Source organism: Shinella sp. (assembly GCF_035998705.1).
In the GTDB taxonomy this organism is placed as follows: Bacteria; Pseudomonadota; Alphaproteobacteria; order Rhizobiales; family Rhizobiaceae; genus Shinella.
The window spans coordinates 60013-76549 of the sequence record NZ_DASYHH010000014.1; the positions used below are offsets into that span (position 1 = coordinate 60013).

The following is a 16537-nucleotide window of genomic DNA, read 5'->3' on the forward strand; positions in this document are numbered from 1 at the left end:
CAACCGTGACAGCGTGCCGTGCCCCTGATACAGATTCGGGCATCAGGGTTTGAGGACGACATGACGGTATCGGGTATGGAGTTTCGGAACGGGACCGCGGTGCGCGCCGCGATGATCGCCGTTCTGGCCGCGACGCTTGCCGCCTGCGGCAGCACACAGGCCAAGAACGATACCTACGCGCTCTCGTCCACCGCCTCGGTGGAAGGCCCGTCGGCGAAGAACCGGCAGATCCTCGTGCCGCAGCCGACTGCGCTGAAGGCGCTCGACAGCGGGCAGATCGTCATCCGCCCGTCTCCCTCGGAAATCCAGTATCTCGCCCGCGCACAATGGAGCGACAGCCTGACCAAGATGGTGCAGGCGAAGCTCGTGCAGGCGTTTGAAAATACCGGCCTTGTCGGCGGTGTCGGCAAGCCGGGCGAGGGGCTGGCGATCGACTACCAGGTCGCGACCGACATCCGCACCTTCGAAGTGGAGACCGCAGGTGCCGATACCGCGGTGGTGGAGATTTCCGCAAAGCTGCTCAACGACCGTAACGGCACGGTCCGGGCGCAGAAGGTTTTTCGCGCGGCGGTGCCGGTCGGGGGAACGGGTAACACGGCCTTCGTGAAGGCGCTCGACGCGGCCTTCGCCGCTGTCACCGCCGAGATCGTCGGCTGGACCCTCGCCGCGATCTGATCCGGCATTCAGGAGAATCAAAAAGGCCGTGCGCTGCGGATCGCAGCGCACGGCCTTGTCATATCAGGCGCCCTGCACGCCCTGGATGGCCGAGACCTTCCACTCGGCGCCGTTGCGGCGCACGAAGGTCCAGATCTCGACGGCTTCCGTCAGGTTGTCCGGATCGCCGGAGACGAGCTTGCCGGTCGCGCGGTCGCGCATCACGTCGATGCTCTCGTAGCGCATGGCGACCGTTGCATAGTCGTCCGCGCCTTCGCTCCAGGCCTCCGCAACGTCGCCCTGCACGAGATGGATGTCGCGCACCTCGTTCTTCAGGCCCTGCGTGGCGTTGTCGCCGATCTCCTCGGCGAGATAGGACATGGCCTCCGGCGTGGTGATCTGGCGCAGCGTGCGGAAATCTTCCGCCGCATAGGCCGCCTGCAATTCCTTCAGCAGGCCCTCGAACTGTTCGAGGTCTTCCGGCTTGACGCCGATCTCGTCGCCGCCGGCCTTCTGCTGCACCGCCGCTGCCGACGCCTGGCGATTGCCGCCGCCGATGCGCGGGATTTCGAAGTCCGAACCGCCGGTCTGATAGGCGTTGCGGGCCTGCGCATTGCCGGGCCCGGCATAGGCGGGCGCGTTCTTCTGCGCGAACATGCGGCGCAGAAACAGGAAGACACCCGCGATCAGCAGCACTTGCAGGATGAGGCCGAGGAAGCCGATGCCGCCGCCAAGGCCCTGGCCGAGCAGCATGCCGACGAGACCGCCGAGCATCAGGCCGCCGATGAGCGAGCCGCCGAAGCCGCCGAACAGGCCCGGGCGCTGGCCATTGGCCGTCGTGGTGCGGTTTGCCGAGGGCTGGGCCGATTGCTGGCGCGTCATGGTGCGGTCGATCGGCTGGGCATCCAGCGGTGCGGTGCGCGTTGTCGACGGTGTCTGGAAGGTGCGGGTGCCGCGGCTGCCGAAACCGCTGCCGGCGCGACGCGCTTCGGCAAAATCGACCATCGTCATCATCACCATGATCGCCACCGCGATCGTCGCCAGAAACCGTGCAAAGCCCTGTATCAAGATCATTTCCGTCTCTCTTCCCCATGCGCCGTCCGGCGCGTCGAAATGCATATAGAGGGTAAGAGCGTGGATTTTAAGGGTTTTGGCCGCGAAAAGGCGCAGTGATCGTTCACAAAAACGAGACGGCCGCCCGGAGGCGGCCGTCTCTGTTCGTTTTTTTGTCTTTTAGCTGAAGCGGCCTGCCGCATGTGCCAGCATGGTATAGACCTTGCCGGTGTCGGAGGTGAGGTAGGTCTGCGTCATCACCTTGTCGCGGTCGTTGCGCGCGACGTCGGCGAGCAGCTTTTCGAAATCCGAGATGTAGCGGTCGACCGCGGTGCGGAATTCCGGCTCGCGCTCGTATTTGCGCTTGATCTCGTCGAAGGTCTGCTGGCCCTTCAGCGTGTAGAGGCGACGCGTGAAGACGTCGCGCTCGCCGCGCTGGTAGCGCCGCCACAGGTCGACCGAGGCATCGTGATCGATGGCGCGGGCGATATCGACCGAGAGCGAGTTCAGCGATTCGACGACGTGGCGCGGGTTGCGGGTGTCGGCCGGGCGGGCTGCCTGGGCGTCGCCGCGCGGTTGGGCGAACTGGGCTTCCTCGCGGGAGACAGCACCGCGCAGCAGGTCGCGCATCCAGCCGCCTTCGCCGGCCGTCTTGTTTTCCGCATCAGTGGGGAGCGGCTGGGCGCGCTGCGGCACCGAGGCGGTCGCCGCACGCTCGAGGCCGAGGCTGCCGCGCAGCGGCACGCTCTCCTCGCGGCGCGGTTCTGCGCGGGTTTCCTGCACCGGCTGCTGCACGGCCTTGGCCTGAACGACTGCCGGGCGCGAGACTTCCAGCGCCGAGGAGGACTTGCCGATGATGTCGGACAGGTCCTGCAGCGCCTTGATCTGCTCGCTGACGGCGCGGCGCATCTGGGCGGCGTTTTCCTTGGCTTCTTCCGGCAGGTCGAAGGCACCGCGCTTCAGTTCGCCGCGCGTCTGGTCGAGTTCCTTGCGGATATCGGTGGCGGCGCGGCGGATTTCCTCGGTGGCGCCGGAGAATTTGCCGACAGCCTCCTCGACGGCCTGGCGCAGCGTTTCGCGCATGACGGTCGTGGCGGCGTCGGATTTCTTGCCGGATTCGGTGAGCAGGCGGTCGACATCGGAGAGCGAGGCGCCGACGCTGCCGCGCAGGCGGTTCGCCACTTCCTTGGTCCGCTCCTCGGCACGGCTGAAGGCGCCCTCGACGGACTGGCTTGCTTCCTCGCCGGCCTTCACCATCGAATCGCGCAGCGTGGCGGCTGCGGCCTCGGCGCGCTTTTCGGTCTCGCCGAGAATGCGGCCGACATCTGCGAACGAGCTCTGGATGCCGCCGCGCAGATTGCCGGCGATGAGGCCGGAGCGTTCTTCGGCGCGGCTGAACACGCCCTCGACCATGCCTTCGAGCGACTGCATGGTCTTCTCGATCTCTTCCGAGCGCTGCACGAGGCCGACGGAGAGCGAGCGCAGCGCGTCCTGGCGCTCCTCGAGCGTCGAGACGAGGTTCGACTGGGCGGCGGCGAGCAGGTCGGAGGCCTGCGACAGGATCTTCGAGTGGTCCTCGAAGCGCCCGACGATGCCGCCGATCTGCGACAGCGTGCCGGAGGAGATGTCGGAGAGACGATCGACCTTGCCTTCGAGCAGGCGCGACGTGGTGGAGACCATGTCGGCCGCGCGGTCGGCGGAGGCGGAGAAGCGCTCGGTTGTCGTGGTGAGTTGCTGGTCGACGGCCCCGAGCGTCTCGCTTGCGGCATCGACGAGGCCGGCGATGGCGCCATTGCTCTCCGAAAGGCGGGCGATCAGGCTCAGGACATTCGCCTGCAGGCCGCTTTCGATCTCGCGCATCTGGCCGGCGGCTTCTTCCGTGCGGCTGGAGATGGCCGCGAGCGTATCGGCGGTGCGCGCGGAGATCGCGTTGATCAGCGCGGCGTTCTCGTTGCGCATGCGGTCGGCGCTTTCGCGGGCGACGCCGCTGAGGCGCTCGGCCCCCTCGCGGGTGACACCGCTCAGACGTTCGGCGCTCTCCTGCGCGACGCCGCTCAAGCGCTCGGCGGCCTCGCGGGCGACGCCGGTGATGCTTTCCGCAGCCTCGCGGCCGACGGCGGCATAGTCGTCGATGACCGGGCGGGCTTCCTCGTTGATCAGGCGCGACAGTTCTTCCGTGCGGTTGGCCAGCATGGAGTTGAGTTCGCGCGTGCGCTCGTCGAGCGTCGAGCGGATCGACGCGCCACGGGCTTCCAGCGCCTTCTCGACCTCGCCGAGGCCGGTGCGCAGCGACTGCGCCTGGTCGGCAAGGCGGTTTTCGGTTTCAGCGAAGCGGGCGACGGCGGCCGTGGTGGTTTCGTCCACGGCGCGCGTGAAGGCTTCGTTGCGGGCGGTAAGGTTGCCGGCGAATTCCTCACCCGTGCGGGCGATGGTTTCCGCGGCGCGCTGGGCTTCGGCACCCATGTCCTGTGCCGCGCGGGAAACCGCGCCGCGCAGCGACGAGCTGAGGCTGGCGAATTCCTCGCCGGTCTTGGCGAGCGACTGGGCCGAGCGGACCGCTTCGGCGTCCATGTCCTGGGCAGCCTGCGAGACGGCCTCGCGCAGCGTGTGGGCGAGACCCGCGGCCTTGCCGTCGATCGTGCGGTTGACGCTGTCTAGACCGATGGTGAGCGCCCGGTCCATCGTGCCGAGGCGTTCCTCGATGCGGCCGGTCTTCTCGTCGATGGTGACGCCGATGCGCGTGGCGGCCTCGTCCGTGACGCGCTCGATCTGGCTGGTGCGTTCAGTGAGCGTCCCGTCGAGGCGTTCGGCGGCTTCGCCGACCGTGCGCTCGATCTGGTTTGCGCGGTCGGTGAGGGTCTCGTCGAGGCGGTCTGCGGCTTCGCCGGCGACGCGGGCGATCTGCTCGGCGCGGCTGGCAAGCGTGCCGTCGATACGTTCGGCGGCTTCGCCGGTGACGCGTTCGATATCGGTCAGGCGGCCCGACAGGGCACCTTCGATGCGCGAGGCGGCATCGGCGCTGACGCGCTCGATGTCGGTGACGCGGCCGGCGAGCGTCGCGGCGATGCGCGCCGTCGTCTCGTCGCCGATGCGGTCGACCTCGGCCATCGGGCGGGAGAGGGCGTCGGAGACGCGCAGCGACACGTCGCTTCCCACGCGGTCGAGATCGGACAGGCGTTCCGACAGCGTGTCGGAGATGCGCAGCGCCGCCGTGTCGACGATGCCGGAGACGTTGTCGACGCTGTGTTCGATGCGGGCCTCGAGCTTGCCGAGGTTTTCCTCCAGCCGGCTGCCCGTCGTGTCGAAGCGCGTGGCGACGCTGTCGACGGTCTGTTCCATGCGGTTGCCGAAGGTGACGGCCGCCTCGGCGATCTTCGACGAGCTTTCGATGAGGCGCTCAGCGACGACGCCGGCGCTTTCGCGCACGCGCTGGTCGAGCACGGCGGCGCTGCCGTCGATGGTGCGGCGCAGCGCTTCCTCGTGCTGCTCCATCGTCAGTTCCAGCATGCCGGCGCTGGTGGCGATCGAGGTGCCGATGGTGGTGACCTGGTCGTTCAGGGTTTCCGTGAGGTGGTTGCGGCCCTCGGTGATCGCCAGGTTGATCGCGTTGATGCGGTCGTCGAGCGTCGCGCGGATTTCCTCATGGGTGGAGGTGAGCGAACCGGCGAGCTCGGAGGCGCGGCCGGAAAGCTGCTCCATCGACATTTCCAGCATGCCTGCGCTGGTGGCAATGGAGGTGCCGATCGAGGTGACCTGGTCGTTCAGCGTCTCGTTGAGGTGGTTGCGGCCGTCGGTGATCGCGGCGTTGATCGCATCGATGCGGTCGTCGAGCGTCGCGCGGATCTGGTCGTGGGTGGAGACGAGCGAACCCGTGAGTTCGGAGGCGCGGCCGGAGAGCTGCTCGATCGACATTTCCAGCATGCCGGCGCTGGTGGCGATCGAGGTGCCGATCGACGTGACATGGTCGTTCAGCGTCTCGTTGAGCTGGTTGCGGCCGTCGGTGATGGCAAGGTTGATGGCGTTGATGCGGTCGTCTAGCGTGGCGCGGATCTGCTCCTGGGTGGAGACGAGCGAGCCCGCAAGCTCCGAGGCGCGGCCCGACAGCGCTTCCGCGATGTCGGCGGCGCGGCCGGAAAAGGCTTCGGCGAATTCGGCGGCCTGGCCGTGCAAAACGCCGCCGAGCTGCTGGGTGCCTTCGGACAGCACCGTCTCGACACGGTTCGCAGCCGCGTCGATCGATGTCTGAATGGAACCGGCGCTGTTGGAGAGCACCGAGGCGAGGTTGGCCGTGCGGCCGGTGATGACCTCGTCGATCTGGCGGGCGGCACCGGTCAGCGCATTCTCGACGCGGCTTGCGGCCGAACCGACCGACTGCTCCAGCTGGCTGCCGGTCTCGTTCAGCATGGAGGAGAGGGCGGCGGTGCGCTCGGAAAGCGCGTTGTCGATGCGGCCGTGGCTGGCGGCGATGGTCGAGGTGATCTGGTCGGCGCGCGCACCGAGCGCGTCTTCCATACGGGCCTGGGCGGCCTCGATGTCGGTGGCAATCGCCGTGCCGCGGCTGTCGAGCGCCTGCGTCAGGCGGCGTTCGCTGCTGGAAATGCTTTCGACCAGCGCTTCGGCGCGGGCACCAAGCGCGTTTTCCATGCGGGCCTGGGCGGCCTCGATATCGGTGGCGATGGCCGTGCCGCGGCTGTCGAGCGCTTCCGTAAGGCGGCGCTCGCTGCCCGAGACGCTCTCCGCCAGTGCTTCGGCGCGGGCGCCAAAACCGGTTTCGATGCGGTTCTGCACATCGGCAAGGCCGCCGAGCAGGGCTGCGGACTTTTCGGAGAGCACCGAGCTCATGCGCTCGTGCGCGCCGGTGACGGCATTCGTAATGGCGTCGGCGTGGCCGGTCACGGCGCTCTCGAAGACTTCCTGGCCGGTGCCAAGCGTCGTCGCCAGCGCGAAGGACTGGTCGGTCAGCGTGTTGCCGAGGCGGTCGATGCTGGAGGTGAGGATGCCGTCGATCGCCTCATGGCCGCTGGCGACCGTTTCGTTGATGCGGGCGAGGCTTTCCATCAGCTTGGAATCGAGCGAGCCGGCGCGCTGGTCGAAGGCGGTGGCGAATTCCTCGACGCGCTGGTCGAAGGCGCTGGCGATCTGGCCGACGGTCGCCTGCATGCGCTCGTCGAAGAAGCCGGAGCGCAGGTCGAGATCCATGACCGTGTCGTCGGCGGCGTTCTTCAGGCTCTGGCGGAACTGCGCACCCTTTTCGTCGAGGGCCGCGTTCATCGATTCGAGAACATGGTCGAGGCCGCCGGTGACGGCCTGCTGGCCGATCGACAGGCTTTCGCTGATCTCGCGGGTGCGGGCGATCAGCGTCTCGTTGAGCTGCTTGGCGCGCTCGTTCAGCGCCGCGTTCAGCTTTTCGGTGTTGGTGTCGAGCGAGGTGGCGCGGGTCTCGAACTGGTTCAGCAGGTCCCGGCCGCGCGAATCGAGGCTCTTGGTCAGGTGGTCGAGGCGGGTGTCGAATTCGTGCGCAAGCGCCAGGCCGGAGGAGGAGAGGGAGGACAGCAGGCTGTCGGTGCGGGCCGAAAGCATGGCGCCGATCGTCTGCGTCGCGCTGTCGGACTTTTCCATCAGCATGGCGGCGCGCGTGTCGAGCATGGAGGCGAAGGCCTCGCCCGAGGTCGCAAGGCGGTTCGTAATGCTCTCGCCGGCGCTCGCGAGCTCATCCTTCAACTGCTCGTGCGCGCCGGAAATCGACGAGCGGACGCGCTCTGCATGGCTGACGATCGCCTCGCGTTCGGAGCCGAGCTCCTGCACGAGCGTGCGCACGCGCATTTCATTGTCGGCATAGCTGCGTTCAAGCGCGTTGACCTCGGAATGCACGAGGGTTTCGAGTTCGGTGGCACGCGCGATCGTGCGTTCGATGCCTTCGTTCATGGCCGAGACTTCGCGGCGGACGGCCTGGCCGACGGTCATGATGCGGTCGGTGGCGACGGTTTCCGGCTCGGACAGGCGAAGGGCGACTTCCGCCATGGAACGGGCGGCGCTGCGCAGCTCATGGGCGCGCGAAATCATGATGGCGAAGGCGAAGAACAGCATGATCGGCATGACGATGGCGACCAGCATGCCGATGGCGCCGGGCAGGGCCACGAGGTCGGCGACCGAGCGGATCTGCCAGATCTGCGGTGCATAGAGAAGGTTCGCGACGCCAAGGCCGCCGATGACCCAGAGAACGGACATCAGGATGGCCGTGCGGATCGAGGCGCGGCCCGAGCGCACGTCGAGCGACTTGAGGATGGCGGCGGGCGTCTTGCGCGATCCGTCGTTGGCGGGCTGGAAGGTCGGCGTCTTCGGCGCGGGGTCGGGGGTCAGGCTGCGGGCCGTCTCGCCGGATGCCGGGCGCGTGGCGGGCTTTTCCTGCGTCTTGCTGGGAACGCGGCTTGCCGGGTCGGACACATGGGCCTCCGAAGCGTCCTTCTTCGAGGGCGTCTCCGGCGCTAGATCGTCAAAGTCGATTTTAAGTGCCTCTTCGAGGGCCTGGAAGGCCTTGTCGTCGATCGACTCGGTGGACTTGTTCGTCGCCATGCGGTTACGCCTCGTTACCATGTCCGGGATCGGGCTTCATACGCGCTGCCGCTGCTCAGGCGCATTCGAACCGTCCGGTTGGTGGCCGGTCTTGCTGCCTACCCTCATGGCAAGCAGCGTCCGGGCCGCCGTTCATTCCAAATCGCTCGATAGACCGAAAAGGCGAAGCGGTGTATCTCCGCCCACGGCTTATCCACCGGGACTATCCGGTCGTATCGTAGTGACACATTAGCCTGTATCACACAATTCATTGCCATCTCCCTTAGGCCGAAACTTAACAGGAAGTTAACATTCCACGGTTTTGTATCGCGATGGAATAGTTGTGAAAAAGGCATTTTTTCAGCCGTTAACCATAGTTTGCGATTCATGCCCATTTTGCGCCGCCTTTTAATCGGATAGCCGCGCCGGCCACGCAGAATGATTGTCCCATGTCGCCGCCGGCAGCGGGCACGCGCCCGCACCGCATCGACATCTGCGTGCATCACAACGAAACAAGCGTACGTAGCGTATATAAGGATATTGGCAAATGGCAGCGCTCAACATCGCATTCGAGGCGCCCGACAATGCAGGCGGCATGTCCCATTCCGGTGGACGGCCGATCGATCTGATACACCTTGCGCGCCAGACCATGGGCGACAAGGGCCTCGAACTGGACGTGCTGCAGATGTTTGCGCGGGCCGCCCGCGAGAGCATGAAGGAGCTCGCCGTCTGCGAAGGCGAGGCCCGCGCCGCCGTCGCCCATCGCCTCAAGGGTTCCGCCCAGGCGGTCGGCGCCACCGTCGTCAGCAAGACGGCCGAGGCGCTGGAGGAAAACCCGGCCGATGCGATCGCGCTTGCCGCCGTTACCGCCGCCGTCGTCGAGGCGGAAAATTTCATCCTCAAACTCTGCCGCTGATCGTCGCAGGCCCATTGCGTAAAAAGCCTGGCGCGGTGGGCAAAGCCGATGGCGCACCTGGACCCGCCAGCGCGCCCTCGGGCGCGCGATGTTGACTGGCGAGGGGTTTTGTTGGAAACAACCGCCGGAAAACCGGCGGTTCGACACCGTCCCTCCGCCGGCCAGTCTTTCGCCTCCTCGGCAGCCTACAGGATCCGGACCCATCATGAGCAAACTCACCATCGTCGCCTTCGACGGCACGCGCCACGAACTGGATGTCGCCAACGGCTCCACGGTCATGGAGAATGCCGTGCGCAACTCCGTGCCCGGCATTGAGGCCGAGTGCGGCGGCGCCTGCGCCTGCGCGACCTGTCATGTCTATGTCGACGAGGCCTGGAGCGGCACCGTCGGCCCGCCGGAAGCGATGGAAGAGGACATGCTGGACTTCGCCTACGATGTCCGCCCCACCTCGCGGCTCTCCTGTCAGATCAAGATGTCGGATGCGTTTGACGGGCTCGTGGTGCACGTGCCGGAACGCCAGGCCTGACATCTGCCCTTTTGCCGGAACTGTTTTCGCGCATCTGCCTTCACGGGAGACGGATGGCGCCCGGCTATACGATGTCTTCTCAGCCCATGAAGAAGAGAATCGATTGTTCTCCCGGCGGACAAGAATAGACGAACAAAAAAAGAGCCTCGCCTGTCGATAAGGACGAGCGAGGCCAGGAGGGCGCATCGCAGACAGGAGAGGGAGGAGACAACCTGCTGCTGAGATAAGGACGCGCCAGGAGAACCTGTTACAAACCGTTTCATGCAACTTCGGGACGGAGAATCATCTTCCCGTTCACTGTTGAGATGAAGATACGGTGATTTGCGGATTTGCGCTATCGCTAAAACTAACCATTAATTTCATGCATGCGCAGGCCCCGGGCCTTGACCCGGTCCGAATCCATTAAAGCTCTTTCAAGAAATACATGCGCCGCCGGCTTTTACTCGCCGCGGTTCTTCAGCCGGTGCACCAGGAGGCGCATCATGCGGTCGTTGAAGTTCTTCGATTCGACGCGGTCGAAGCGCGCCTGGTCGGCATCGTGTTTCGTGACGGCATCGGCGGTCACCCGGTCGACGCGGGCCTGCATGCGCTCGCAGTCGCTTTCGGGCCGCAGCTTTTTCAGCGCGCGCTCCAGGTCGCGGGCATGCTGGCGCGCGATCTCGGCATGGCGTTCCTCATGGCGGCGGATGTCGCTTGCCAGCGTATCCCAGATGAGGGCGAGCGAGGCGGTCGTGCGGTTGCGGTTCTTCCAGCGCGGCAGGATGATCTGGGTGGAAAGCGTCACCTTCGCCTCGCCGACCGCGCAGCGGCTGCCGCGGCGCACATAGGTGACCGAGCCGCCCCACTTGATCTTCGTGGCGCCGGGATGGCGCGCGCCGCTGTGTTTCATCATCGGGCCGCGCTTCGACAATTCCGCATCGAGTTCCGCCGCGGTGTGGCCGCCGACGGAGAAATAGGCGAAGGTCTTCGACGTGATCGTCTGGGCGGCGGCCGGCTGAAGAGCGAGGCAGGTGAGGGCGGCAACGGCCATCAGGCGAGCGATGGTCTTCATTCGGTTCCGTATTCCTTTCGCCATCGGGTGTGCCCGATGCAGTGCCGGCGGAAGGCGCCGGTTGAACTTCCCTTAAGCTTGGGGCATAGGCTCGGCAAGCGCAACACACTTTCCCCGGCGCTGGTTAATTGCGGAAGGAAACCCGCCATGTTCTCGCCGTTCGATCCCTTCCGCTGGTCGCTCGCCCATGGCCGGTTTCTGGAGCTCGGCCCGCGCGGCATCCTGATGGCGATCGTCAACGTGACGCCCGATTCCTTTTCCGACGGTGGCAAGTTCGACAGCGCGGACGCGGCGGTGGCGCAGGCGATCCTCTGTCTGGAACAAGGCGCCGACATCGTCGATATCGGCGGCGAATCGACGAGGCCGGGGGCCGCCCCCGTGACCGCCGCCGAGGAGCAGGACCGCATCCTTCCCGTAATCGAAGCACTGGCCGGCGCGACGGACGCCATCCTCTCCGTCGACACCTTTCGCGCCGAAACCGCGCGGCTTGCGGTCGCCGCCGGCGCCCATATCGTCAACGACGTGCACGGCCTGCAACGCGAGCCCGCCATTGCCCGGGTGGCCGCTGAAACCGGCGCGGGGCTCTGCATCATGCATACGGGCCGCGACCGTGAAAAACGGCCGGATGTCGTGGAGGATCAGTATCTCTTCCTCGGCCGCTCGCTGGAGATCGCCCGCGAGGCCGGCGTGGCGCGCGAGGCCATGGTGCTCGATCCGGGCTTCGGTTTTGCCAAGGATACCGACGAAAATCTCGAACTGATGGCGCGTTTCGGCGAGCTTTACGGCTTCGATCTGCCTATCCTCGCCGGCACCTCGCGAAAACGCTTCGTCGGCGCGGTCACGGGGCGCGATGCGGCCGACAGGGATGTCGGCACCGCCGCGACGACGGCGCTGCTGCGGATTGCAGGGGCTGCGGTCTTCAGGGTGCACGATGTCGCAATCAACAGGGATGCGCTCGCCATTGCCGATGCTATGCTCGCCGCAGGGCGCACGGTGAAGGCGCGCGAGGCGCGTGCCGCAGAGCCGGCCAGACAGGAAAGATCATGACCACCACCTATACGATCACGCTCAAGAACTGCGCCTTCTTCGCCCGCCACGGCCTGCACGATGCGGAAGAATTCCTGGGCCAGCGTTTCTTTGTCGATGCGGAGTTGGAAGTGCGGCCGCTGCGTCCGCTTTCCGACGACGCGATCGAATCGACCGTCGACTATGGCGTGGCCTTCCAGGAGATCGAGAAGATCGTCACCGGCCAGCGCCGCTACCTCATCGAGGCCCTGGCGCAGGAGATCGCCACCGTGCTCTGCGCCCGGTTCCCGCAGATTTCGCGCGCCCGCATCACGGTACGCAAGCCGAATGCGCCGGTGCCCGGCGTGCTCGACTATGTGCAGGTCACCGTCGACCATGCCGTCTGACGCGTTCCGCCGGGCCTCGCTCGGCCTCGGCGGCAATATCGGCGATCCGGTGCGGGCGATGGCGCAGGCGCTGCAGGCGCTCGACGCGCGGCCCGATTGCCGTGTCACGGCCGTATCCAGGCTCTATCGCACGCCGCCCTGGGGAAAGACGGACCAGGACTGGTTCTTCAATGCCTGCGCGCTGGTCGAGACGTTGCTTCTCCCCGAGCCGCTGCTCGATACCTGCCTCGGTATCGAGCGCGACATGAAGCGTGAGCGCAAGGAGCGCTGGGGTCCACGCACCATCGATATCGACGTTCTGACTTTTGAGGGTGTCGCGCAGGCTGGAGGGCGGCTGGAATTGCCGCATCCGCGCATGACGGGCCGCGGTTTCGTGCTGATGCCGCTCGCCGACATCGCGCCCACGCTGGAGGTGCAGGGGCGCACGGTCGAATCCTGGCTGACGGATGCGGATGTCGCGGGTATCGAGCCGGCGAGCGCCGGCTCCGACTGGTGGAAGACTACTTGATCGACCCGACGGCGATGTCGTCGAGGTTGCGGTCGAGCGAGACGCCGATGACCGGGATCATCTTGTTTTCGACCTTCACCGAGATGGTGATGTTCAGCTTGTTGTCGCTTTCGAGGCGGGCGATCATCGCGCCGTTCAGCTTCTGGCGGTTGATGCCCATCACGACCTTGTTGCCGTTGACCTGGCCCGAGGTGATGTCGAGGCCCTTGCCGGCGGCGCCGTCGAGGAACTTGCCCTTGTAGCCGCTGCCCGCCTTGCTGATCAGCGCCGACATCGGCTGCTTGAAGACGCCGACGCGGCAGAAGCCGTCGAGCTGGATGCCGGCGCCCTTGGCGGGTGCGGTGTCGCCCGTCAGGTCGCAGGAGAATTTTGTGCCCTTGTACTTGCCGGCGACGATTTCGCCCTTGCCCTGCCAGTTGCCGGTGACCTGTTCAAAAAAGGCCTTGTCGCGCGAGCCGGCGGATGCCGGAACCGCGAAGGTGGTGGCTGCGAGAAAGGCCGCTACGGAGGCGCGGGCGATCAAAGAGGTGCGCGGAAACATGAACGATCCTTGATGGTCGACGGCCATCTGGCCTGCTGTTGTGCGACGAGATTTGCGCGAAAATGGTTAATGGACGGTTTCCGACCGCCTTGCCCTTCGTCATTTGATCGGATCGCACCCCCGGAAAACCGGGGTGTTGCAGCAGGGTCACGCCTCGTCGCGCCGGCTGCCCGAGGTGCCCGGCGTCAGATCGCTTATGAAATCGCCGATGCCGGGCCGCTTCAGCGCGCGGAAGGGCATGGGACGGCAGAGGTCCATCGCGGCAATACCGATTCGCGCGGTCATCAGGCCGTTGATGACGCCTTCGCCGAGCCGGGCGGAGAGTTTTGACGCCAGCCCATGGCCCAGCACCTGCTGCACCAGGCTGTCGCCCATGGCGATGGAACCGGTGACGGCGAGGTGTGCGATGACGTCGCGCATCAGACGCAGCATGCCGATTTTCCCCGGCCTTCCGCCGTAGAGTTCGGCCATGCCGCGCACCAGCCGGCTGCTTTCGTAGATGACGTAGCCGAGATCGACCAGCGCGCGGGGGCTCACCGCCGTGACGATGGAGACGCGCTTGGCGGCGCCGAGGATCAGCGCGCGCGCCTCGCGGTCGAGCGGCGCCATCAGTTCGCGTTCGGCAAGGTCGACGAGATGGGCCGCGTCGATGATCTCGCCCTCCGTCTCGGCAAGCCGCGCCCGCCCGCGTGCCGTCTGCGGGCGGGCGGAGACGAGATGCACGAGGCGGGCGACGATGGCGCGGCCGACCGACGGGGTCGGCGACAGGGCGGCGTCGACGACATCGCGCTTCAGATCCTGCACGGCCGCGAGCCGGCGCAGGCCGATCAGTTCGCGCAGCACGAGGCCGAGCACCGCGAGGACGGCGACGGCCGCGGCGCCGATCGCCAGATAGCCGAGCCAGTCGTTGCGGCTGAAGAGATCGCGGATCAGCGCATCGACCCACAGGCCGATCGCAAGCGAGACGAGCAGGCCGAGCGCGCCGAAGGCGATTCGGCCGAGCGTCAGGCGGCGCCGGCGCGGGGTGGCGATCGGAGGCACAAGCTCGGGTACGTCGGCCGTCGTCGCGATGAAGGGATCCTCGGCATCCGGCGTCAGCCGGACGGCATCGTCGAAGGCGGCGGGCGCACGGGGTTTGGCGCGTTCCGGCGTGGCGTCGGCGGGCAGCGAGAAGGCGGCGGGCTTGCGCGGACGGTCGTTCATGCGAGCCGGTCTCCGATCAGATATTGCAGCGCCCGGTCGAGCCGGATGTGCGGCACGGACAGTTTCAGGCCGCCGCCCGTCTCCTCGATATGCGGCGGGCGGAAGCGCACGAAGTTCAACAGATGCGGTGGTTCGCCTTCGGGGGCCTCGTCGAGCGCCTTGAAAAGCGAATCCGGATTCTCCGGCAGGTCCCCGGGAAATATCGCTGTTTTCCGTTCGCCGTCGAAGACCTCGCCATTGATCCGCTCACCCGCCATCGGCGTGCCGACGATGACCGGCAGCACCTGTCCGTCATGGGGCACGGTCGCCTCGCGGGTGGCGCGCACGGAGGCGAGCGCCATCACCTCGATGCCGGCGCCGCTCATGCCGATGCGCGCGATGGCGCGCTCGACGAGCCGGCGGGTGACCGCCTCCAGCCGCGCATGGCTCTCATGGTGCAGGTGATCGGCCTTGGTGGCGGCAATGACGATGCGGTCGATGCGGCGCGTCACGAATGAGGAAAGAAAATTGTTGGTACCGGCGCGAAAACAGTCGAGCACGTCGCCGAGCGCGCGCTCCAGGTCATGCACGGCCTCGGCGCCGCGGTTGATCGCCTGGAGCGCGTCGATCAGCACGATCTGCCGGTCGAGCCGGGCGAAATGCTCGCGGAAGAACGGCCGCACCACATGCGTCTTGTAGGCCTCGTAGCGTCGTTCCATCATCGCGTGCAGCGAGCCTTTGGCGGGGCTGCCCTTGGGAAGGTTCGCCAGCGGCGCGAAGGTGAGCGCGGGCGAGCCTTCAAGGTCGCCCGGCATCAGGAAGCGGCCGGGCGGCAGCGTCGAAAGCGAACGTTCGTCGGATTTGCAGGCCTTCAGGTACGCGGTGAAGGCGTCGGCGAGCGCGCGGGCGGTTGCTTCCTCTCCGCTTGCAGCAGGGTCGACGGTGGCCGACAGCGCCAGCCAGTCGCGCGCAAGCTCGGCGCGGATGCCGGAGCCGGCGAGCGCCACGGTGTTTTCGCTGAAGGCGCGAAAATCCTGCGCCAGCAGCGGCAGGTCGAGCAGCCATTCGCCGGGATAGTCGACGATGTCGATCGACAGTTTTCCCGGCGAGAACAGCCGGCCCCAGCCGGAGGCGCTCTCATAGTCCAGCGTGATGCGCAGCTGCGATATGGCGCGGGTCGAATCCGGCCAGACGCGATCGGCGACCAGCGCGCGAATATGGTCCTCGTACTGGAAGCGCGGCACCGCGTCGTCCGGCTGCGGCTCCAGCCGGATTTTCGACACGCGCCCCGAACGGCCGGCCTCGAACAGCGGCAGGCGGCCGCCATTCAGCAGATTGTGCACGAGCGAGGAGATGAACACCGTCTTGCCGGCGCGCGACAGGCCCGTCACGCCGAGGCGGATCGACGGGTTGACGAGATTGGTGGCGCGGCCGGTCAAGGCGTCCAGCGCGAGCAGGGCTTCGTCCGTGAGGGTGGTCAGGCTAGGGGGCAAGGTCTCTTTCCAGCATCGAAGGCGATATAGGAAACGAAATCCGGCAGGAAAAGAGGCCGCCCCTTTCGTTCAACGGGCCGGCCGCGGCGTCATGAAGCCGGCAAGGCAGGCTCCGGCATAGTCTTCCTCGCTCGGCCGCTCGTCGAAATCGAGGATGGCGAGGCCCGCCGTCGGGTAGCCGAAGGGGGCGGCAGCCTCCGCGATCTCCTTGCCGACCAGGCGGTGGAAGAATTCCTCGATCATCGGATTGTGGCCGACGATCATCACCGAGTTTTCCTGGCGGCTGGCGAAGGCGAGTTCGGCATAAGCATCGATCGTGCCGGAATAGAGCTGATCGACATGCTCGATCGTCAATTCTTCGCTGACCGTGCGGTGGAACGGCTCGGCGGTCTGCCGGCAGCGCGCCGCGGTGGAGGAGAGGATGAGGGCCGGCCTGTAGCCCTGGTCGGCGGCTTCCTCGGCGATCACCTCGGCTTCGGCGAAGCCGTCGTCGTCGAGCGAGCGGTCGAAATCCGACTGGCCGGGCTCGGCCCAGGCGGCGCGGGCGTGGCGGAGCAGATAGAGCCGGAATGCCGGCGTGCCGAGAGATGCCAAGTCTGTCCTCCATCCGCCTCACGGCCGATGATCCGCGCCGCTTCCGACTTCATGT

Annotated in this window: 13 protein-coding genes; 6 read left to right on the top strand and 7 right to left on the bottom strand. The window is 66.6% G+C overall.

What is annotated here, in order from left to right:
* The first annotated feature begins 60 nt into the window (after window positions 1-60).
* Window positions 61-675, top strand: coding sequence for an ABC-type transport auxiliary lipoprotein family protein (locus tag VGN93_RS11835; RefSeq protein WP_413818690.1), 615 nt, complete (start codon window positions 61-63; stop codon window positions 673-675).
* A 63-nt stretch (window positions 676-738) separates the two neighbouring features.
* Here the strand turns inward: VGN93_RS11835 and VGN93_RS11840 are convergent, their stop codons facing one another.
* Complete coding sequence (locus VGN93_RS11840) at window positions 739-1728, bottom strand: Tim44 domain-containing protein (protein WP_327507640.1); 990 nt, start codon at window positions 1726-1728, stop codon at window positions 739-741.
* Between the two features lie 159 nt (window positions 1729-1887).
* The gene (locus VGN93_RS11845) at window positions 1888-8280 is read right to left on the bottom strand and encodes a kinesin (protein ID WP_327507642.1); all 6393 of its coding nucleotides are present in this window, start codon (window positions 8278-8280) and stop codon (window positions 1888-1890) included.
* Between the two features lie 526 nt (window positions 8281-8806).
* Here VGN93_RS11845 and VGN93_RS11850 point away from each other — a divergent pair.
* Complete coding sequence (locus tag VGN93_RS11850) at window positions 8807-9175, top strand: Hpt domain-containing protein (protein WP_327507643.1); 369 nt, start codon at window positions 8807-8809, stop codon at window positions 9173-9175.
* Between the two features lie 205 nt (window positions 9176-9380).
* Entirely contained in the window at window positions 9381-9701 is a 321-nt protein-coding gene (locus VGN93_RS11855) for a 2Fe-2S iron-sulfur cluster-binding protein (RefSeq protein ID WP_327507644.1), read from the top strand.
* Between the two features lie 439 nt (window positions 9702-10140).
* On the opposite strand, the gene VGN93_RS11860 is transcribed toward VGN93_RS11855, so the two are convergent.
* Complete coding sequence (locus tag VGN93_RS11860) at window positions 10141-10752, bottom strand: DUF922 domain-containing Zn-dependent protease (RefSeq protein WP_327507645.1); 612 nt, start codon at window positions 10750-10752, stop codon at window positions 10141-10143.
* Between the two features lie 147 nt (window positions 10753-10899).
* Here VGN93_RS11860 and folP point away from each other — a divergent pair, with 147 nt between their 5' ends.
* From folP to folK, 3 genes are read left to right on the top strand one after another with little or no spacing between them, the layout of a single operon-like run.
* The gene (folP, locus tag VGN93_RS11865) at window positions 10900-11799 is read left to right on the top strand and encodes a dihydropteroate synthase (protein ID WP_327507646.1); all 900 of its coding nucleotides are present in this window, start codon (window positions 10900-10902) and stop codon (window positions 11797-11799) included.
* Complete coding sequence (folB, locus tag VGN93_RS11870) at window positions 11796-12164, top strand: dihydroneopterin aldolase (protein ID WP_023512200.1); 369 nt, start codon at window positions 11796-11798, stop codon at window positions 12162-12164. Before folP ends, folB begins: the two co-directional genes overlap by 4 nt.
* Entirely contained in the window at window positions 12154-12672 is a 519-nt protein-coding gene (gene folK, locus VGN93_RS11875; RefSeq protein WP_327507647.1) for a 2-amino-4-hydroxy-6-hydroxymethyldihydropteridine diphosphokinase, read from the top strand. The genes folB and folK overlap by 11 nt, the downstream gene beginning before the upstream one ends.
* On the opposite strand, the gene VGN93_RS11880 is transcribed toward folK, so the two are convergent.
* From VGN93_RS11880 to VGN93_RS11895, 4 genes are all read right to left on the bottom strand, one after another.
* Entirely contained in the window at window positions 12665-13213 is a 549-nt protein-coding gene (locus VGN93_RS11880) for a hypothetical protein (RefSeq protein WP_327507649.1), read from the bottom strand. The genes folK and VGN93_RS11880 overlap by 8 nt on opposite strands.
* A gap of 147 nt (window positions 13214-13360) precedes the next feature.
* Window positions 13361-14416 carry a TIGR01620 family protein gene (locus VGN93_RS11885; protein ID WP_327507651.1) on the bottom strand — a complete coding sequence of 352 codons (1056 nt, stop codon included), beginning with the start codon at window positions 14414-14416 and terminating at the stop codon, window positions 13361-13363.
* Window positions 14413-15888: a YcjX family protein gene (locus VGN93_RS11890; protein ID WP_327507652.1), complete on the bottom strand. Its 1476-nt coding sequence runs from the start codon at window positions 15886-15888 to the stop codon at window positions 14413-14415. Before VGN93_RS11890 ends, VGN93_RS11885 begins: the two co-directional genes overlap by 4 nt.
* Before the next feature lie 69 nt (window positions 15889-15957).
* On the bottom strand, window positions 15958-16482 hold the full coding sequence (locus VGN93_RS11895) for a SixA phosphatase family protein (RefSeq protein WP_319321765.1): 525 nt from the start codon (window positions 16480-16482) through the stop codon (window positions 15958-15960).
* Window positions 16483-16537 lie beyond the last annotated feature (55 nt).